Raw genomic sequence first — 19,150 nt, 5'->3', positions numbered from 1 at the left:
GCAGCGATGGCGTGGTGGTTGGCTCCGGCTACTGTAGCGCCGGCAGCTGCTATGCCGATTGACTTGCCGCAAGGTTTTGTCGTCGCATCGCTGCCGCCGGAATTGACGCATAATGGATGCCTCACCACCGTTGACGAGGCCCGCCATGAACAATGTCACGCTTGAGTACTCGGTCGTCACCAATCCCGACTCCTTTGTCGGCTTCAAGTACTACGTCAAGGCGGGACAGGCATTCGATGCCGACGATTTCGCCTATTCCTACAAGCTGAAACGCTCCGACCTGGACCCGGACAGCGTGCTGGCCACGCGCGAGGCGGCGGCGAATCTGCAGCCGGGCGAGTGGCTGACGGTGTCGCATTCGATTGCGGCGTAGCCGGCAGCCCTACGCTGGCGCAAACCAGGCACGCAATTCATCCTCGGCGCGCTGCGCCGTCTCCCGCGTCAAGGTCAGCACGATGATCTTTTCCTGCGCCGGGCGGTGCCCATCGCTGCCGACCAGCTCGATGGCTTGCTCGAAGCTCGTGTAGCCGTGGCCGCATTCATGCGGGCATTGCTGCACGATGCGCGCCGCCTTGCCGGCGTTCTTGTCCGCCAGGTTGACGATGGGATTGCCGTCATAAAACGGCTGGCCATTGGCAAACGCGGTGCGCAGATAAGCCGTGCACTGCCCGTCGAGGAAGGCCAGGCGAGCCTGCCAGTAGGCCTCTGCCGCCGCATAGGCGGCCTGGTCCTCGAGAAAATCGGCAAACAGGAAGTCGTTCATATGGTTTCCTTGGCTAGATGCCGAACACTTTCAATATGGCGTCCGTAAAACCCTCGAACCAGCTGCCCACCTTGCCCGGCTGCTTGCCGTGGCGCGGGGTTTCTTCGTACAGGTAGACGCCGTTGTCGCCGTCGAAGCGGTCGTTGAGCAACGCCTGCTGGCCGCGCAAATAGGGGATGAAGGTTTCGCTGCGCAGGGTCGAATACAGCACGTCGGTGGTAAAGCCCAGGGTGGCGGACTGGCTGATGGAGCGGCCCTGGCCGGCCCGTTCCAGGCGCACGCCGCGGCAGCCGCGCACGATCAGGGTGACGGGGCCGCGAAAGACGATGAAGCGCAGCTGCAGGGTGAGCCAGGCGTGCAGGCTGCCCAGGCGCCAGTGGCTGCTGATCGCCAAAGGCTGGCCCGCATCGGTGATTAAACCGACCAGTCCCCGTGGCTGGAACACGAGAGCGCTGCCGGCCGGCAGGTGGACGACGGCCACTTCCAGCAGCGGGTCGTCGCTGGCGGAAATCGTCACGGATGCCGTCGTTTCGCTTTCCAGCCGCGTCAGCGCCACCATGCCGGCGGCCAGGCTGGTGAATGGGAAGCGCCAGTCCAGCAGCCACTGCGTGCGCTTGGTGCTGCTGACGGGCGACGATTGCAGGTATTCGGGATGGATCAGCATCTGCTGCCCAGGTTTTAGCTGTAATGCCTGCGACACGGCGGAGATGCGCGATTCGCCATGCGGCGGCAGGGGCAGGGAGCTGCCATTCAGCTGCAGTTCGCGCGCGATCGACAGCGGCGGCAAACGGGAAGCGACAGGCGCCAGCACGAAGTAAAAGAAAGCCTTGATGGCGACGGGCAGCAGGATGGCCGACAGCACCAGCAGGGCGGCCGTGGGCGCCACGTCCATGACGGGGGCGCGCCAGCGGGCGATCCAGTTGCGCGCCAGTTGTCCTTCGCCCGCCGCGATGGCCTTTTGCACGGGCGCCAGCGCGCCGGCCAGCGCTGGCTCGTCGATGGCAAATGGGGCGGGGCGGGCGGCGGTCGTGGCGTTGCCGGTGCGCGCGCGCTGCGCTGCCCAGGCCTGGTAGGCTTGCAGATTGATCTCGCGCAGGCGCTGGCCTTGCGCTTCAAGCAGCGACAGCTGCGCGTAAGCGTCGCTGCCGGGCAGGCGGGCCGCCACGGGGTGCCGCGCTTCCAGTTCCCGGCGCTGGCGCAGGTTGTGCTGCAGCGCCGCATACGCGCTCACGTGTTCCGCGTGCAGGCGCGCCAGCGTCTGCCGCGCATCCTCGCCGCTCAGCGCCGCTTGCAGGGCGGTCAGATAACGGGCTTCCTGCGCCAGCACTTCGATCTCCACGCGGCGCGCGGCTTCCTCCTGCGCGTGCAGGGCCAGGGTGTCCGTATCGGGCAGGGGCAGGGTAAACAGCGATGGCTGCTGCCGCGCGCGCAAGGCCGCCAATTGCGCCTGGACTTGCGCCAGGCGGGCCGTGATGGCCGTTTGTGAGGTTTTTTGCAGGGCGTTGACGCGGGCCGTGGCCGCGGCGGCCAGGCCAGCGCCATGCTTGTCGGCGCCGTCGGCGGCCAGCCTGAGCGCGGCGATGGTCTCGCTGCTGGCGCTGTAGGCGCGCCATTCGGCCAGCAGCAAGCGTCCGGCCAGCAGGATGACGATGAACAGGGCGAACTGCAGCGCGTGGCGCAGCAGGAAGCGCAGGATGGCCGTCAGCAGCTGGCGCAAGCTGGCGTCGCCTTAGCCTTGGCTGGCCGCGCTATCGGCGTCGGCGCAGCATTTCTTGTACTTTTTGCCGCTGCCGCAGTGGCACGGGTCGTTGCGGCCCGTCTTCGGCACTTCGCGCAGGACGGTGGCGCCGGGCTGGCTGTGAGCCTGGCTTTTCAGGTGGCGCTGGCGCGCCCAGGCCGCGTTGATGGCGATCACGGAAGGAATCACGCCATCCATGGCCGTTTCGGCCGCATCGTCATCGAGTTCGCCGGCCGTGGCCAGGTGCTGGAACGGCGCCAGGTATTGCGGGTGGCTGACGGCCAGGGCCGCCCACTGCGGTTTGTCCAGGCTGGTGCCAAGGACAAAACCGGCGCACCAGGCGGGCACGCTCCATTCGGGGCCGCATACGTAGATGGGCTCGAAACTGTCCGGGTCTTTCGCCAGCCATTCGACCATATAGGCATGGTGGCGCTGCGCCAGGCTGGCCGCCCGTTCGCTGGCCTCGTCCTGTGCCGGCAAGGCGCTGCCGGCAGCCTTGTCCCAGACCCAGGGCAGCCATTGTTCCGGCGCGATCTGTTTCGGGCTCAGGGCGACGGCCGTGAGAAAACCTTCCAGCATCGACACGTCCATGGCACGGCTGGCCAGGGCGGGCGCGGCCAGCAGGGTGTCGAGTTCGGCGTATTCGTCGTCGGAGAGGGGCGAGGTGGTGGAGATGCTGGACATGGGATTTTTCAGTAATGTGGGTGGATGGCCGCTGGCCCTGGCGGTATTGTACCGCCAGGCAATGGGAAAAACGGCGCCGGAATGAAAAACGGCGGCCCGCAGGCCGCCGTTGTCAGCTATGGCAGAAAACTTACTTCACGCCGTGCATCAGTTTGTTGATCAACGGTGCGATCAGGAACAGCACGACGCCGGCGCCCAGCAGGGACCAGAAGCCGAAGGTGTAGCCGGACAGGGCCGATTGCACCGACATGCCGCTTTCGCCGCTGACGTGGCTGGCGAAGATGCCCGACAGGTTGTTGCCGATACCGGTCGACAAGAACCAGCCGCCCATGCCCAGGCCGACCAGGCGTACTGGCGCCAGCTTGGTGACCATCGACAGGCCGATAGGCGACAGGCACAGCTCGCCGATCGATTGCAGCACGTACACGGTGGCCAGGGTCCAGAACGGGATCTTGTTATCGGCGCCAACCAGGCTCGACAGAGCGAAGATCAGCAGGCCGAAGGCCAGGGCATTGCCCAGCAAGCCCAGGCCGAATTTGCGCGGGATCGAAGGATTGACGTTGTGGCGCGCCAGGAAGACCCAGACGGCGGCGATGATCGGCGCGAAGACGATGATGGCGACCGAGTTGACGGTCTGGAAGTAGGCGGTCGGGAAGATCCAGAAGCCCAGGTCGCGGTTGACGATCTTGTCAGCCAGGAAGGTAAACGAGCTGCCTGCCTGTTCGAAGAACATCCAGAACAGGATGTTGAAGACAAAGATCAGCAGCATGGCGATGACGCGGTCACGCGCAACTTTACCGTTGCGTATGCCTTCGATCATCAGCATTACGGCCAGGCCGATGAACAGCGCGGTCAGGACGATTTGCAGCTTTTCAGCGCCGACGGTCAGCAGGAAATACACGAGCGGGATCACGCACAGGGAGCCGACGGCCACCCAGATGACGCGCATCGGGCTGCCTGCGCCGGCTTCCGGAGCGCCGATGCCCTTCAGGGCGCGGCGGCCGATGGCGAACCATACCAGGCTGATCAGCATGCCGAAACCGGACGCCATGAAGACCATCTTGTACGAAGGCATGGCGCTGGTGCCGAAGATCGACTCGGCCAGCCACTGGGTGAAGACAGGGGCAACCATGGCGCCCATGTTGATACCCATGTAGAAGATCGTGAAGCCACTGTCGCGGCGCGGATCGGCTGTCGTGTACAGCTTGCCGACCATGGTCGAGATGTTCGGCTTGAACATGCCGTTACCGACGATCATGGTGGCCAGGCCCAGGTTGAAGATGTCCTGGTTCGGTACCGAGATGCAGAACAGGCCGGCAGCCATGAAGACGGCGCCCAGCAGGATGGAGCGCTGGTAACCGATGACCCGGTCGGCGATGTAGCCGCCGAACAGGGCGCCGGCGTACACCAGCGCGAGGAAGGAACCATAGGTAAGGTTGGCCGCAGCCTGTCCCGAACCGTCGCCGCCGTGGAACTGGGCAACGATGTACAGTACCAGCGCCCAGCGAACTCCGTAGAACGCGAAGCGTTCCCAGAATTCAGTCATGAACAACATCCACAATGGGCTTGGATGGCCCATAATCTGCTTGAACTCGGGAATAACGGCTTCCTTGTTGGGCGTAGTCGCACCGCTCATGCGGTTCCTCCTGAAAAATTATTATAGTCAATCGATACAACGAACTTATGGAAGCCTGCGGGCGGCGGGGACTCTCATGAAGAACCTCACGCACGGGAATTCCAATAGGCTGGCATTCTAATCTACAAATTGCGCTGAGCGAAGATTTCGATTCGCATTAGCAAGAATGACTGTTTCATATTAGTCAAACCGGTTTGCAGGCAAGGGCGGCTCCGGCGATTTTGCGGCGGCACAGCACAACTTGCCTGACTTGTCGTATATTAAGGCTGCAAGACCTTCGAGCATCGATTTTTAAAGGGATTTTTCGCATTATGGAACACGACGTTATCGATACTCTGGTTTCACCGGAAGGCCGCCTGGACGTGCTCTCCAAGACTGAAGTCAACAAACTGCTCGACACCAGCCAGGGCGGCCTGTACAACACTTTCCGCCGCTGCGCGCTGGCAGTGCTCAATTGCGGCAGCACCATCGACGATGGCCGGGCCCTGCTGGAGCGCTACCAGTCGTTTGAAATCTCCATCATCCAGCGCGAGCGCGGCATCAAGCTCGACATCAAGGGCGCGCCGGCCATCGCCTTTGTCGACGGCAAGATGATCAAGGGCATCCACGAGCACCTGTTTGCCGTGCTGCGCGACATCATCTTCGTCAGCGATGAAGTGACGGGCAACCCGAAATTCGACTTGCAGAGCACGGAAGGCGTGACGGACGCCGTCTTCCACATCCTGCGCAACGCCAACGTGCTGCAAACCCAGCTCAACCCGAACCTGGTCGTGTGCTGGGGCGGCCACTCGATCAACCGCGCCGAATACAATTATTCGAAGGAAGTGGGCTACCAGCTGGGCTTGCGCGGCCTCGATATCTGCACCGGTTGCGGCCCCGGCGCCATGAAGGGCCCCATGAAGGGCGCCACCATCGGCCACGCCAAGCAGCGCCTGCACAATGGCCGTTACCTTGGCATCACCGAGCCGGGCATCATCGCGGCCGAATCGCCGAACCCCATCGTCAACGACCTCGTCATCATGCCGGACATCGAGAAGCGCCTGGAAGCGTTCGTGCGCGCGGGCCACGGCATCGTCGTGTTCCCCGGCGGCGCCGGCACGGCCGAAGAGATTTTGTATATCCTCGGCATCCTGCTGCACCCGGACAACGCCGAGATTCCTTTCCCGCTGATCTTCACGGGCCCGGAAACCTCGCGCGAGTACTTCGTGCAGATCAACCAGTTCATCAGCGACACCCTGGGCCCGGAAGCGCAGCAGCGCTACAAGATCATCATCGACGACCCGGAACTGGTGGCGCGCGAAATGCTCGAAGGCATACGCCAGGTGCGCGAATTCCGCAAGGCGCACAGCGACGCGTATTACTTCAATTGGCTGCTGAAGATCGACCACGAATTCCAGAAGCCGTTCCAGCCCACGCATGAAAACATGCGCAACCTGAGCCTGCACAAGAACCAGCCCACGCACTTGCTGGCGGCCCAGCTGCGACGCGCGTTCTCGGGCGTGGTGGCGGGCAACGTCAAGGATGACGGCATCCGCTCGATCGAAGAGCACGGCAACTTCGAGATCCACGGCGACAAATCCATCGCCGGCCCGATGGATGCGCTGCTCGCTTCCTTTGTGGCGCAGCACCGCATGAAATTGGCGGGCACGGCATACGTGCCTTGCTATACCGTGGTCCAGTAAGTCGTTTTTCAAGCAGCGCCGCCCTCCCCCTGCGTGTGCAAGGGGAGGGAGGCGCCTTTCATCCGTGTTCCCAGCCATGCCCCCATCGTGTTCCTTCGCCGCCACAGGCAATCAAATTGCTTGCGTCATCGATTCGTGGGTGCTATCTTTGGAACCGGTTCCAAAATAAAAATATGCATATCAACAGGTAGTGGAGAGCAGCCTTGGATTCAGTACGCGGCAGCAAAAAAACAGTCTCCGGCGAGCCGGCCCGACCCGTGACCATCGCCCAGGTGGCGCGCGAGGCGGGCGTGTCGAAGACGAGCGTGTCGCGCTTTCTCGGCGGCGAACTCGATGCCCTGTCCGAGAACATCCGCCAGCAGATCACCAGCACCATCGCGCGCCTCGGCTACCAGCCGAACCAGATGGCGCGCGGCCTCAAGCGTGGACGCACGCGCCTGATCGGCATGGTCGTGGCGGACATGCTCAATCCCTACACGGTGGCCGTGCTGCAAGGCGTGGAGGCGGCTTGCCAGCAGCATGGCTATACCTTGATTCTGTGTAATACCGGCAATGACGAACTGCGCGAGCGCCAGTCGCTTGCCGCGCTGCGCTCGTATAGCGTGGAAGGGCTAATCGTCAACACGCAGGGGCGCAATATCGAGTCGTCCGACTTGCAGCAGGCGGGCATGCCCATTGTGCTGGTCGACCGCCGCATCGAAGGCGTCGATTTCGACCTGGTGGGCCTGGACAATGTGCAGGCTGGCCGGCTGGCCACGGCGCATCTGATCGGGCAGGGTTTCGACGCCATCGCCTTTGTCGCGCCGCCCTTGACCGGGGTCAGTTCGCGCCTGATGCGCGCCGACGGTTTCCAGTCCGTGATGGCCGAGCATCCGGGCTGCGTGGGCGAAGTGCTGGCGGTGGACCTGGACGACCGGCCTTCCATCGACGCGCAGGTGCGGCAATGCCTGGCGCGGTGGCGCGGCCGCCGCGTGGCGCTGCTGGCATCGAACGGCATGGTCGCGCTGGAACTGGCGCTGATGCTGCAACGCCTTGCATTGCGCATGCCGCAAGACGTGGGCTTGCTGGGCTTTGACGAATTGCCATGGTCGCCGCTGGCTGGCCTGAGCACGATCGAGCAGCAGACCTATGAAATCGGCTTTTCGGCGATGACGTGCATGCTGTCGCGCCTGCAGGGCGATCAGTGCCCGCCGCGCGAGGTGCTGTTGCCAGGCAAGCTGATTGTGCGCAATTCTACCCAGGGTAGCGAAGTGCGCAAGGACGGCGATTGACGGGAAGAGGGCGTTTGCCCTTTTTTTTGGGTAAGCAATGGAACCGGTTTCATAAAAGGTGTTTTCACTGGAAAGGGGCATGAATCGGCAAGGCAGGGCAATGGCAGGAGGTTGGTACAACACGGCAAGAGACGATCTGAATCGTCCATTTGACAATATTCCCGGAAGCGCCTCGACGAGGCCGGTACCGGGATCACAGGAGACGGAAACATGAAGATGACCACACTGTTCTATTCGAAAATACTGGCTTGCGCACTGGCAGCCACGTGCGCCCTGGGCGCGGCCGCCGACGCCGGCGCCCAGACGCTTGGCGACCTGATCAAGAAAGGCAAGCTGACCATCGGCGTGGTCAGCGGCACGCCGCCGTTTGGCAGCATCGACGCCAAGGGCGTGCCCGTCGGCTATGACGTCGACGTCGCCAACCTGATCGGCAAATACCTGAACCTGCCCGTGGAAGTGGTGCCCCTGACGGCGCCGTCGCGCGTGCCGTCGCTGGAATCGGGCAAGGTCGATTTTCTCGTGGCGACCCTGGCGCCCACGCCGGAACGGGCCAAGACCCTGATGTTTACCATGCCCTACAGCGCATTTGAGTTGGCCATCGTCGCGCCGGTCGGCGGCAAACTCAAGGCCCTGGCCGACCTGAAAGGCAAGAAGGTGGGCGTGACGCGCGGCACCACGAATGACACGGCGCTGAGCCGCATGGCGCCGGCCGGCACCAGCATCGTGCGTTTCGAGGATGACGCCACCGTCACCCAGGCCTTGCTCAGCAAGCAGGTCGATGCCGTTTCGATCCCCAGCACGATGGCGCTCGACATCATCAAGACGCGCGGTGCGGGCAAGATCGAGGTCCGCTTCGCGTACTCGCTGCAACCGAACTCGATGGCGGTGCGCCGCGGCGACTTCGAACTGCACCAGTGGCTCAACAACTTCATCTACTACGTCAAGCTGAACGGCGAACTCGACGCCATCGCGCGCAAGTGGAGCGGCGCGCCGCTGCCAGCGCTGCCGACCTTCTGATACCGCCACCCGCACAGGGAGAGTGTTTGTCCGCACGGCGCGCCGCCATGGTGGCGTCGCCGGGGATGCGCACGTAGAAAAGGAGTTGAGTATGCCGTATGAATTTCATTTCGAACTCGTCATGCAATCGCTGGACCGCCTGTTGTGGGGTGCGGCGCTGACGATACGCCTGAGCGCCTTGGCTATGGTGCTGGGGCTGGCGGTGGGCGTCTGCGCCGCCGTCATCCTGAAGAACGGTCCCGCCTATGCCCGCGCGGTGGTGCGCGCCTATGTCGAGATCATCCGCAGCACGCCGTTCTTGGTGCAGCTGTTCATCATTTATTTCGGCTTGCCGTCGCTGGGCCTGCAGCTCGACGCGAACGGCGCCGCGCTGGTCGCCATGACGGTCAACCTGGGCGCCTATGCGGCGGAAATCGTGCGCGCCGGTATCGGCGCCGTGCATCCGTCGCAGCTGGAGGCGGCGCAGGCGCTGGGCATGACGCGCTGGCAGGTGATGCGCCACGTGGTGCTGCTGCCGGCGCTGGAAAAAGTGTATCCGGCGCTGGCCAGCCAGTTCACGCTGATGATGCTCGCCTCGAGCGTCGTGTCGGCCATTTCCGCCGAAGAGCTGACCGCCACTGCCCACCTGCTCGACGCGGAAACCTTCCGCAGCTTCGAGATCTACATCGTCGTGATGGTGCTGTACATCCTGCTGGCCCTGCTGTTCCGCTTCGGCTTCTGGGTGCTGGGCCAGATCGTCTTCAAACGCCGCCGCCGTCTGGGCGCGGTGCGCATGGGAGCATGACATGATCAGTGATTTTTCCTGGGATAACCTGCAATTCCTGCTCGAGGCCACGCGCTGGACCATCGGCCTGTCGCTGATCGTCTTCATCACGGGCGGCATCGCCGGCTTTGCCGTGGCGCTGCTGCGCACGGCGCGCAGTCCCGTCCTGCGTTGCATCAGCGCCCTGTACATCCAGCTGATCCAGGGCACGCCCGTGCTGATCGTGCTGTTTCTCACCTATTACGGCCTGGCCCTGTTCGGCTACAAGCTGTCGCCAATCATCGCGGCGGGGGCGGCGATGACGCTCTTTGCCAGCGCCTACCTGGGCGAGATCTGGCGCGGCTGCATCGAAGGCGTGCAGCGGCAGCAGTGGGAAGCATCGGCCGCGCTGGCGCTGAACCGCTACCAGCAGCTGCGCTACGTCATCCTGTCGCAGGCGTTGCGCCATTCGCTGCCGCCGACGGTGGGTTTCATGGTGCAGATCATCAAGAACACTTCGATCACCTCGATCATCGGCGTGGTGGAACTGACGCGGGCAGGGCAACTGGTCAGCAACGCGACCTTCCTGCCTTTCATCGTCTTCCCCGTCGTCGCCCTGATCTACTTCGCGCTGTGCTATCCGCTGTCGCGCTACAGCCATTCACTGGAAAGGAAATTCCATGCCCATCGTTGAAATCGACCATATCAGCAAGAGCTTCGGCGCCAACCATGTGCTCAAGGGCGTGTCGTTCGCCGTCGAGCGGGGCCAGGTGATCGCCGTGATCGGCCGCAGCGGCTCCGGCAAGAGCACCATGCTGCGCTGTATCAACGGCCTGGAAACCATCGATAGCGGCAGCATCGTCGTGGCCGGCCATACGCTGACGGCGCGCCAGGAGCATCTGCTCGACTTGCGCAAGGATGTCGGCATGGTCTTCCAGAGCTACAACCTGTTCCCCCACCTGACCGTGGAAGAAAACGTCATGCTGGCGCCGCGCATCGTCAAGAAAGTGCCCGATGTCCAGGGCCGCGCCACGGCGCTGCGCGTGCTCAAGCAGGTGGGCCTGGACCACAAGCGCGAAGCCTATCCCGAGCAGCTGTCGGGCGGCCAGCAGCAGCGCGTGGCGATCGCCCGTTCGCTGGCGATGGAGCCGCAAGTGATGCTGTTCGACGAAGTGACGTCGGCGCTCGACCCCGAGCTGACGCAGGAAGTGCTGAAGGTGATGGAAGAGCTGGCGCAGGCCGGCATGACGATGCTGCTGGTGACGCACGAGATGGAGTTCGCGCGGCGCATGGCCGACGTCACCGTCTTCATGCACCAGGGGACGGTGTGGGAGAGCGGGCCTTCGGAGGCCTTTTTCAGCAACCCGCAAACGCCCGAAGCGCGCCAGTTCGTCGGCGCGGGAGCGATCAAGTGAGCCCCGTTCTGGTGGCGGCGTCGGCCTATGGCGCAAGCAGGGTACGGCAATTGGGGCAAAGCCATTTCATCGACGTGGTGGCCGATGCGGGGGGCGCCGGCATCGAGATCCGCCGCGAACTGTTTACTTCCGACTTGCCGGACCTGGCGCGCATGGGCGCGGCGGTGGCCGCGCGGGGCCTGTACTGCGTGTATTCCACGCCCGTCGAATTGTGGGGCGCGGACGGATTGCTGCAGCACGCGCTGCTGCAGCAGATGCTGGACGAGGCGGCGCGCCTGGGCGCGCGCTACCTGAAGGTGTCGCTCGGCCATTACCCGGCCGCGCCGGAGCTGCAGGCCTTGAACGCTTTGTTGGCGGCCGCGCCCGTGGCGCTGCTGGTGGAAAACGACCAGACGGCCCATGGCGGCAGGCTGGCGACGATGGCGCGCTTCCTGGCGGCGGCGCGCGAAGGCGGGCTGCCGGTGGGGCTGACCTTCGACATCGGCAACTGGCGCTGGGTGGGCGAGGATGCGCAGCAGGCGGCGCGCCTGCTGGCGCCGTACGTGCGCTATGTGCACTGCAAGGCTGTCATCGATGACGGGGGGCGGTTGTCCGCCTGCGCCGTTTCCGAGGCCGATCCGGCCTGGCGCGCCGTCTTCGCGCATTTCGCGCCGGGCGTGCAGCGGGCCATCGAATTCCCGCTCGAGGGCGCCGACCTGGTGGCCGAGACGGGCCGCTACATTCAAATCCTGGAGGCCGCATGATCAAACACGAAATGCTGCAAGGGGAGCACGCGCTCGATGTCGTCACCTACGGCGAGGCGATGGCGATGTTCGTTGCCGAGGAAACGGGCGACCTGGCGGCCGTGGCGCATTTCACGCGCCGCCTGGCCGGCGCCGAGACGAATGTCGCCATCGGCCTGGCGCGCCTGGGCTTGCGCGTCGGCTGGCTGAGCCGGGTGGGCGACGACTCGTTCGGCCGCTTCATCCGCGCCAGCGTGCAGGCCGAAGGCGTCGATTGCAGCCGGGTCGTCACCGTCGCCGGCCAGTCCAGCGCCTTCCTGCTCAAGGAGAAGGCCGAGAACGGCGCCGATCCGCTGGTCGAATACTTCCGCAAGGGTTCCGCCGCCAGCCGGCTGGCGCCCGAGCATTTCGACCCCGCCTATTTCCTGTCCGCGCGCCACCTGCACGCCACGGGCGTGGCCGCGGCGCTGTCCGAGACCAGCCTGGCGTTCGCCGGCCAGGCCCTCGACTTCATGCGCGCCAACGGCCGGAGCGTATCGTTCGACCCGAACCTGCGGCCCTCGCTGTGGCCGTCGCAAGCCGTGATGGTCGAACAGATCAACCGCCTCGCCGCCAAGGCGGACTGGGTGCTGCCCGGCCTGGGGGAGGGGAAAATCCTCACCGGCCACGACCTGCCGCACGACGTCGCCGGCTTTTATCTGCAGCAGGGCGCGCGGCTGGTGGTCATCAAGCTGGGCGCCGAGGGTGCCTATTACCGCACGGCCGATGGCGACAGCGGCATGGTGCCGGGCGAGCGCGTGGCCAACGTGGTCGACACGGTGGGCGCCGGCGACGGCTTCGCGGCCGGCCTGGTCAGCGCCTTGCTGGAAGGCTTGCCGCTGGCGCAGGCGGTAGGGCGCGGCAACCGGGTCGGCGCCTTCGCCATCCAGGTGGCCGGCGACATGGAAGGCTTGCCGACCCGCGCCCAGCTCGACGCGCTGGTCCCATCTTGAACCGAACAGGGGAAAATTCGTGAAAAAACATGTGGTTGTGTATAAAAAGCTGGCCGAGCCGCTGCTGGCGCGCCTGCGTGCCGAATGCGAGGTGACGTATTTTGAGGCGATCGATGCGGGCAACCGCGCCGCATTCGCGGCCGCCATCCGCGGCGCGCACGGCTTGCTGGGCGCCAGCGTGCGCCTGGACCGCGAACTTCTGGACCCGGCGGAAGAGCTGCGCATCATTTCCACCATTTCCGTGGGCGTCGACCAGTTCGACGTGGATTACCTGCGCGAACGGGGCATCTTGCTGGCCAATACGCCCGACGTGCTGACGGAAACGACGGCGGACACGATCTTCGCGCTGATCCTCGCCAGCGCGCGGCGCGTCGTCGAACTGGCCGAATTCGTCAAGGCCGGACGCTGGACGCGCAGCGTGGGCGAAAGCCAGTACGGCGTCAATGTGCATGGCAAGACCATCGGCATGCTGGGCATGGGCCGCATCGGCCGCGCCGTCGCCCGCCGCGCCGCGCTGGGCTTCGGCATGCAGGTGCTGTACGTGAATGGCGAAGCGGTGCCCGAGGTGGAGGCGGCGCTGGGCGCGCGCCAGGTGGCGCTCGACGACTTGCTCGCCGGGTCGGACTTCGTCTGCGTGGTGCTGCCGCTGACGGCGCAGACGGAACGCATGATGGGCCGGCGCGAGTTCGCGCTGATGCGCCCCGGCGCCATCTTCATCAACGGTTCGCGCGGGCGCATCGTCGACGAGGCGGCGCTGATCGAGGCGCTGCAGCAGGGCGCCATCCACGGCGCCGGTCTTGACGTGTTCGAGCGCGAACCGCTGGCGCCGGACAATCCGCTGCCGGGCATGGCCAACGTGGTGGCGCTGCCGCACATCGGCTCGGCCACGCACGAAACGCGCTACGCCATGGCGCAGCAGGCAGTGGACAACCTGCTGGCCGGCCTGCGCGGCGAGCGTCCGCGCCATCTGGTGAGCTAAGCGCAGTATCCACAGACAGGGAAAGAGATGAAGAAGAAGGTAGTAGGGGCAATGATCATTGGCGCCGGCAGCGGCCTGTGTTGCGCGCAGTCGAACGTGGCCGTGTACGGCATCATGGACATGGGGGTGGTGTCCGAGAGCGGCGGCCCCGGGGGCAGGGTGCTCAAGCTGACCAGCGGCATCGCCAACGGCTCGCGGCTCGGTTTCAAGGGCAGCGAAGACCTGGGCGGCGGCTTGACGGCGCTGTTCACGATGGATGCGGGCATCCTGGCCGACACGGGCGCTTCGGCCCAGGGCGGCCTGCTGTTCGGGCGCCAGGCCTTCGTCGGCCTGGGCGGCGCGGCGGGCACGCTGCGGCTGGGCCGCCAGTACACGTTCATCGACAGCAGCCTGGGGGCGCTGGACCCGTTTTACCTGGGTTTTGCAGGCAGGATGAGCAACGTCTTCACGGCCGGCTACATCAGCCGGGTCGACAACAGCATCACCTACAGCTCGCCCGTGCGCGGCGGCCTTTCCGGTGAACTGGCGTACGGTTTCGGCGAAGTGCCCGGCGACGCTTCGGCTAAGCGCTACACGGGCGCGGCGGCCACCTATGCCAGCGGGCCGCTGTACGTGCGCATGGCGCACCAGGATGCCAACACCATATCCAGCGCGCTGGTGGCGGGCAGGGCGCGCAACACGGTGCTGGGCGCCACCTGGGACTTTGGCGTGGTCAAGGCGCATGGCGCCGTGGCCGTCAGCAAGAGCACGGCGGGCGCGGCCACCACGGTCGACAGCGCGGACCTGATGCTGGGCGCCACCTTGCCGGTGGGCCCGCACCGCGTCCTGTTCTCGTACGTGCGGCGCGACGACCGGCGCGCCGCCAACGGCGACGCTTCCCAGGTCGGCATCGGCTACACCTATGCGCTGTCGAAGCGCAGCACCTTGTATGCCGCCTACGCGCATATCGACAACCGCAACGGCGCCGCCTATGTGGTGGGCAATGCCACCGACAACGGCACCGGCAACCAGGCCTGGAACCTCGGCCTGCGCCACACTTTTTAACGGGAGAATCGAATGAAGAAGATCGGATGGATTTTGGTGGGCGCCAGCACCGTGGCACGCGAATGGATGGTTGACGCGATCCGCCAGCAGGGCGATGCCGAAGTGCTGGCCGTGGTCAGCAGGGACGCCGCGCGCGGCGCCGCCTTTGCCGCGCAATTCGGCATCGGCGCCAGCTACACGGACCTGGATGCGGCGCTGGCCCATCCGGGCGCGGACGCCGTGTACATCAGCACCACCAACGAGTTGCACATGGCGCAAACCTTGCAAGCAGCGCGCGCCGGCAAGCACGTGCTGTGCGAGAAGCCGCTGGCGCTGAACCTGGACGACGCCCGCCGCATGGTGGACGGCTGCGTTGAAGCGGGCGTGGTGCTGGGGATTAACCACCACCTGCGCAACGCCGCCAGCCACGGCAAGGTGCGCGAGCTGATACGCGCGGGCGAGATCGGCCAGCCCCTGTATTGCCGCGTGCTGCACGCGAACAACCTGCCGCAGCACCTGCGCGGCTGGCGCCTGGACGCGCCGGAGTCGGGCGGCGTCACGCTCGACATGTTCGTGCACGACGTCGACACCCTGCGCTTCCTGCTGGACTCGGAGCCGCGCCACGTGACGGCCTGCGCCACCAGCGGCGGCATGACGGTGGCCGGGCTGGAAGAGGGCCTGATGGCCGTCATCGAGTTCGACAACGGCACCCTGGTGCAGGTGCACGACGCGTTCAACGCGCCGCATTCGCTGTCCGGCGTGGAAATCATCGGCAGCAAGGGCACCATCTTCGCCACCGGCGTGATGACGCAGCGCCCCGTCGGCAGCATTTGCCTGACGCGCGACGGTGGCAGCGTCGACATCCCCGTCGAGCATGAAAACCTGTACGTGCGCTCGGTGCGCGCCTTCCAGCGCGCCATGCGCGGCGAAGGGCAGCCTGCCGCCACCGGCGACGACGGCATGCGCGCGCTGGCCACGGCATTGGCGGCGCAGCAGGCCAGCCGCAGCCACCAGCGCGTGACCCTGGCCGACTGACGGCCGGCCGCAGACGTAAAAAAGCCGCCTGATCGCAAGACCAGGCGGCTTTTTATCGGCTTGCGTCCGTGATTACTCTTCGCGGCGTAAATGCGGGAACAGCAGGACGTCGCGGATGTTCGGCGAATCCGTGATGATCATCATCAGGCGGTCGATACCGATGCCGCAGCCGCCGGCTGGCGGCATGCCGTATTCCAGCGCGCGGATGTAGTCGGCGTCGTAGAACATCGCCTCTTCATCGCCGGCGTCCTTGGCGGCCACTTGCGCCAGGAAGCGGGCCGACTGGTCTTCCGCATCGTTCAATTCGGAGAAGCCGTTGGCGATTTCGCGGCCCACCATGAACAGCTCGAAGCGCTCGGTGATGCCGGCCACCGTGTCGGAAGCGCGCGCCAGTGGCGACACTTCGACCGGGTAGTCGATGATGTAGGTTGGTTCCCACAGCTGCGCTTCAGCCGTTTCTTCGAACAGCGCCAGTTGCAGCGCGCCCAGGCCGGCCGTGGCGAACGGCTTGACGCCGAACTTCTTCAGCTCTTCCTTGATGAATTCCGCATCGTTCAACTGCTCCGGCGTGTAGCCCGGCGCATACTTGTTGATCGCTTCGACGATGGTCAGGCGGTGGAACGGTTTTGCCAGGTCCAGCTCGCGGCCGCCGTAGGTCAGGGTGGCGGTGCCGTGCGCGTCGATGGCGGCCTGGCGGATGACGGCTTCCGTGAAGTCCATCAGCCATTTGTAGTCGGTGTAGGCCGCGTAGAATTCCATCATCGTGAATTCAGGGTTGTGACGGATCGACACGCCTTCGTTGCGGAAGTTGCGGTTGATCTCGAACACGCGGTCGAAGCCGCCCACGACCAGGCGCTTCAGGTACAGCTCGGGCGCGATGCGCAGGAACATCTGCATGTCCAGCGCATTGTGGTGCGTGATGAACGGCTTTGCCGCCGCGCCGCCCGGGATCGTGTGCAGCATCGGCGTTTCCACTTCCATGAACTCGTTCTTTTCCATGAAGCGGCGGATCGACGAGATGGCGGCGGTACGCGCCTTGAAGGTGCGGCGCGTCTCTTCGTTCATGATCAGGTCGACGTAGCGCTGGCGGTACTTCGTTTCCTGGTCGGCCAGGCCGTGGAATTTGTCCGGCAGCGGGCGCAGCGACTTGGTGATCAAACGCAGTTCCGTGACCTTGATGGTCAGTTCGTCCGTCTTGGTCTTGAACAGCGTGCCCGTCACGCCCAGGATATCGCCCAGGTCATAGTGGTGCAGGGCGGCCATGGCTGCTTCGCCGGTGAGATCCAGCGTGGCGTAGATCTGGATGCGGCCGTCGGCTTTCGGGCCGGAAGCGTCCTGCAGGGTGGCGAAAGCGGCTTTCTTGCCCGCTTCGCGCTTGAGCATCATGCGGCCGGCCAGCACCACGGTGACAGGTTCGGCTTCCAGCTCTTCGCGCGTCTTGCTGCCGTATTGCGCATGCAGATCGGCCGCCTTGTGCTCGGGGCGGAAATCGTTCGGGAAGGCGACGCCTTGTTCGCGCAGTGCTGCCAGCTTGACGCGGCGCTCGGCGATGATCTTGTTTTCATCGGGGGCGGCGGCTTGTTCTTGGATATCCGTAGTCATGGTGTTCTTCGTTGGTGATTATTGATGATGTGGTGCCAGCGCTGGCGCCACGCTGGCAAACAGTGCGTCGACGTCGAGCGAGGAGAAATCCGGCACGATGGCAATGACGTTGTCGAAGGCGGCAAACGCTTCGGCCGGCAGGGTGGTGGTGAGTACCACGACCCGCATGCCGGCACGGCGCGCCGCTTCCACGCCCAGGGGCGCGTCTTCGAAGACGATGCAGTCTTGCGGCAGCGCGCCGGCCAGCAGCGCGCCTTTCAGGAAAACGTCCGGGTGCGGCTTGCCCCGTTCCACGTCGGCGGCGCCGACGATGGCGTCGAAGCGGTGGCGCAGGTCCAAGCCATCGAGCGTGAACTCGATATTCTCGTCCGGCGCGGCCGTGCCCACCACCAGTCCCACGCCAGCCTGGCGCGCGCTGGCGATCAGCCGGTCGAAGCCAAGCACCGTGGCCAGGTGCGGGCCATACAGTTCGCGGTAGACGACTTCCTTTTCAGCCAGCAGGGTAACGTGGTCGGCTTCCTCGCCCAGGTACTTGGCGATGATTTCGTGTCCCTGCCGTCCTGCCGTGTCGCGGAAAAAGGCGTCCGCGTCCAGCGCATGGCCGTGGCGTTCAAAGAACGCCAGCCACGATGTCGTGTGGAAGGCCATGTTGTCGACAATCGTGCCATCCATGTCGAACAGGAAGGCGCGCTGCGCCGGAGCGGATGCGTTCATCCTTATACGCCTTGCTTGAGCGAGGCGGAAATGAAGTCGTCGATGTCGCCATCGAGCACGCCCTTGGTATTGCCCGTCTCGAAACCGGTGCGCAAGTCCTTGATGCGGGACTGGTCCAGCACGTAGGAGCGGATCTGGTGACCCCAGCCCACGTCCGTCTTCGAGTCTTCCAGCTTTTGCTGCTCGCTCATGCGCTTGCGCAGTTCATGCTCGTACAGTTTCGCTTTCAGCATTTCCATCGCTTCGGCGCGGTTGCGGTGCTGCGAACGGTCGTTCTGGCACTGCACCACGATGCCGGTCGGCGCATGGGTCATGCGGACGGCGGAGTCGGTCTTGTTGATGTGCTGACCGCCGGCGCCCGACGCGCGGTAGGTGTCGACGCGGATATCGGCCGGGTTGACGTCGATCTCGATCGAATCGTCGACTTCCGGATACACGAACAGCGACGTAAACGAGGTGTGGCGGCCGTTGGCCGAGTCGAATGGCGACTTGCGCACCAGGCGGTGCACGCCCGTTTCCGTGCGCAGGAAGCCGTAGGCGTGATCGCCCTCGACCTTCAGGGTGGCCGTCTTGATGCCCGCAACCTCGCCGTCCGACTGCTCCAGGATTTCGACCTTGAAGCCCTTGCGTTCGCAATAGCGCAGGTACTGGCGCAGCAGCATCGAAGCCCAGTCCTGGGCTTCCGTGCCGCCGGCGCCGGCCTGGATGTCGATGAAGCAGTTGTTCGGGTCCATCGGATTGTTGAACATCCGGCGGAATTCCATGCTTTCGATGACCTTGCGGATTTCCTGCACGTCCTGCTCGATCGCTTCGAGCGTGTCGTCGTCGCCTTCTTCGCGGGCCATGTCGAACAGGTCGCGGGTGTCGCGCAGGTCGGCATCGGCCTTGGCCAGGGTGAAGACGATGGCTTCCAGCGCCTTCTTCTCTTTACCGAGGTCCTGGGCGCGCTTGGGATCGTTCCAGACGGTTGGATCTTCCAGCTCTTCGTTGACTTGCTCTAGTTTCTCCGACTTGACAGTGAAGTCAAAGATACCTCCGAAGTTCGGCTTCGCGGACCGTCAGGTCGTTGAGCAGGGCGGAGATGATATTGATGCGTTCGGCTTCCATAATGTTCTGGTCTTCTATGGTGAAATCA

At 64.7% G+C, this 19,150-nt stretch carries 19 protein-coding genes; 12 read left to right on the top strand and 7 right to left on the bottom strand.

The genetic code is table 11. The annotated features are described in order from the left end of the window. Positions 1 to 145: 145 nt before the first annotated feature. Positions 146 to 373, top strand: a complete 228-nt coding sequence (locus LSO07_RS18425) for a hypothetical protein (RefSeq protein ID WP_034755374.1) — start codon at positions 146 to 148, stop codon at positions 371 to 373. Between the two features lie 9 nt (positions 374 to 382). Here the strand turns inward: LSO07_RS18425 and LSO07_RS18420 are convergent, their stop codons facing one another. The 4 genes from LSO07_RS18420 to LSO07_RS18405 all read right to left on the bottom strand — a co-directional run bounded on the left by LSO07_RS18420 (position 383) and on the right by LSO07_RS18405 (position 4,731). Continuing rightward, on the bottom strand, positions 383 to 763 hold the full coding sequence (locus tag LSO07_RS18420) for a hypothetical protein (protein WP_151096220.1): 381 nt from the start codon (positions 761 to 763) through the stop codon (positions 383 to 385). 13 nt (positions 764 to 776) lie between these two features. Beyond that, positions 777 to 2,480, bottom strand: coding sequence for a hypothetical protein (locus LSO07_RS18415; protein WP_151096219.1), 1,704 nt, complete (start codon positions 2,478 to 2,480; stop codon positions 777 to 779). A 12-nt stretch (positions 2,481 to 2,492) separates the two neighbouring features. Continuing rightward, a complete protein-coding gene (locus LSO07_RS18410) occupies positions 2,493 to 3,185 on the bottom strand; it encodes a UPF0149 family protein (RefSeq protein ID WP_034782953.1) in 693 nt (230 codons plus the stop codon). A gap of 130 nt (positions 3,186 to 3,315) precedes the next feature. After that, complete coding sequence (locus tag LSO07_RS18405) at positions 3,316 to 4,731, bottom strand: peptide MFS transporter (protein WP_442905260.1); 1,416 nt, start codon at positions 4,729 to 4,731, stop codon at positions 3,316 to 3,318. A gap of 401 nt (positions 4,732 to 5,132) precedes the next feature. Here LSO07_RS18405 and ppnN point away from each other — a divergent pair, with 401 nt between their 5' ends. The 11 genes from ppnN (at position 5,133) to LSO07_RS18350 (ending at position 15,699) form a co-directional block, all read left to right on the top strand. Further along, positions 5,133 to 6,503 (top strand): nucleotide 5'-monophosphate nucleosidase PpnN, encoded by a 1,371-nt coding sequence (ppnN, locus tag LSO07_RS18400; RefSeq protein ID WP_034782951.1) that lies wholly within the window; start codon positions 5,133 to 5,135, stop codon positions 6,501 to 6,503. Positions 6,504 to 6,706: 203 nt separating this feature from the next. Further along, positions 6,707 to 7,774 (top strand): LacI family DNA-binding transcriptional regulator, encoded by a 1,068-nt coding sequence (locus tag LSO07_RS18395; protein ID WP_151096217.1) that lies wholly within the window; start codon positions 6,707 to 6,709, stop codon positions 7,772 to 7,774. 210 nt (positions 7,775 to 7,984) lie between these two features. Next, a complete protein-coding gene (locus tag LSO07_RS18390; protein WP_092605401.1) occupies positions 7,985 to 8,791 on the top strand; it encodes a transporter substrate-binding domain-containing protein in 807 nt (268 codons plus the stop codon). A 91-nt stretch (positions 8,792 to 8,882) separates the two neighbouring features. Further along, positions 8,883 to 9,575, top strand: coding sequence for an amino acid ABC transporter permease (locus tag LSO07_RS18385; RefSeq protein ID WP_151096216.1), 693 nt, complete (start codon positions 8,883 to 8,885; stop codon positions 9,573 to 9,575). A 1-nt stretch (position 9,576) separates the two neighbouring features. Then, positions 9,577 to 10,227, top strand: coding sequence for an amino acid ABC transporter permease (locus LSO07_RS18380; protein ID WP_151096215.1), 651 nt, complete (start codon positions 9,577 to 9,579; stop codon positions 10,225 to 10,227). Then, the gene (locus tag LSO07_RS18375) at positions 10,214 to 10,948 is read left to right on the top strand and encodes an amino acid ABC transporter ATP-binding protein (RefSeq protein WP_151096214.1); all 735 of its coding nucleotides are present in this window, start codon (positions 10,214 to 10,216) and stop codon (positions 10,946 to 10,948) included. Before LSO07_RS18380 ends, LSO07_RS18375 begins: the two co-directional genes overlap by 14 nt. Continuing rightward, complete coding sequence (locus LSO07_RS18370) at positions 10,945 to 11,691, top strand: sugar phosphate isomerase/epimerase family protein (protein ID WP_151096213.1); 747 nt, start codon at positions 10,945 to 10,947, stop codon at positions 11,689 to 11,691. The genes LSO07_RS18375 and LSO07_RS18370 overlap by 4 nt, the downstream gene beginning before the upstream one ends. Further along, positions 11,688 to 12,662, top strand: coding sequence for a sugar kinase (locus tag LSO07_RS18365; RefSeq protein WP_225317348.1), 975 nt, complete (start codon positions 11,688 to 11,690; stop codon positions 12,660 to 12,662). The genes LSO07_RS18370 and LSO07_RS18365 overlap by 4 nt, the downstream gene beginning before the upstream one ends. A 19-nt stretch (positions 12,663 to 12,681) precedes the next feature. Then, a complete protein-coding gene (locus LSO07_RS18360) occupies positions 12,682 to 13,641 on the top strand; it encodes a 2-hydroxyacid dehydrogenase (RefSeq protein WP_034782942.1) in 960 nt (319 codons plus the stop codon). A 27-nt stretch (positions 13,642 to 13,668) separates the two neighbouring features. Next, entirely contained in the window at positions 13,669 to 14,685 is a 1,017-nt protein-coding gene (locus LSO07_RS18355; RefSeq protein ID WP_151096212.1) for a porin, read from the top strand. Between the two features lie 12 nt (positions 14,686 to 14,697). Beyond that, positions 14,698 to 15,699, top strand: coding sequence for a Gfo/Idh/MocA family protein (locus LSO07_RS18350; RefSeq protein WP_151096211.1), 1,002 nt, complete (start codon positions 14,698 to 14,700; stop codon positions 15,697 to 15,699). A 72-nt stretch (positions 15,700 to 15,771) separates the two neighbouring features. Here LSO07_RS18350 and lysS read toward each other — a convergent pair whose 3' ends face one another. The 3 genes from lysS to prfB all read right to left on the bottom strand — a co-directional run bounded on the left by lysS (position 15,772) and on the right by prfB (position 19,122). Beyond that, on the bottom strand, positions 15,772 to 17,301 hold the full coding sequence (gene lysS / locus LSO07_RS18345) for a lysine--tRNA ligase (RefSeq protein ID WP_070254181.1): 1,530 nt from the start codon (positions 17,299 to 17,301) through the stop codon (positions 15,772 to 15,774). A gap of 18 nt (positions 17,302 to 17,319) precedes the next feature. Then, the gene (locus tag LSO07_RS18340) at positions 17,320 to 18,015 is read right to left on the bottom strand and encodes an HAD family hydrolase (protein WP_151096209.1); all 696 of its coding nucleotides are present in this window, start codon (positions 18,013 to 18,015) and stop codon (positions 17,320 to 17,322) included. A 2-nt stretch (positions 18,016 to 18,017) separates the two neighbouring features. Next, a protein-coding gene (gene prfB / locus LSO07_RS18335) for a peptide chain release factor 2 (RefSeq protein WP_115057524.1) occupies positions 18,018 to 19,122 on the bottom strand; the annotation gives its coding sequence in 2 pieces (ribosomal slippage) (positions 18,018 to 19,040 and positions 19,042 to 19,122; 1,104 coding nt in all). Positions 19,123 to 19,150 lie beyond the last annotated feature (28 nt).

The sequence above is a fragment of the Janthinobacterium sp. PLB04 genome (assembly GCF_021165895.1).
Taxonomy (GTDB): domain Bacteria; phylum Pseudomonadota; class Gammaproteobacteria; order Burkholderiales; family Burkholderiaceae_D; genus Janthinobacterium; species Janthinobacterium lividum.
Note: the sequence above shows the minus strand (reverse complement) of the source record. Positions and strands in the feature narration are given on the sequence as shown.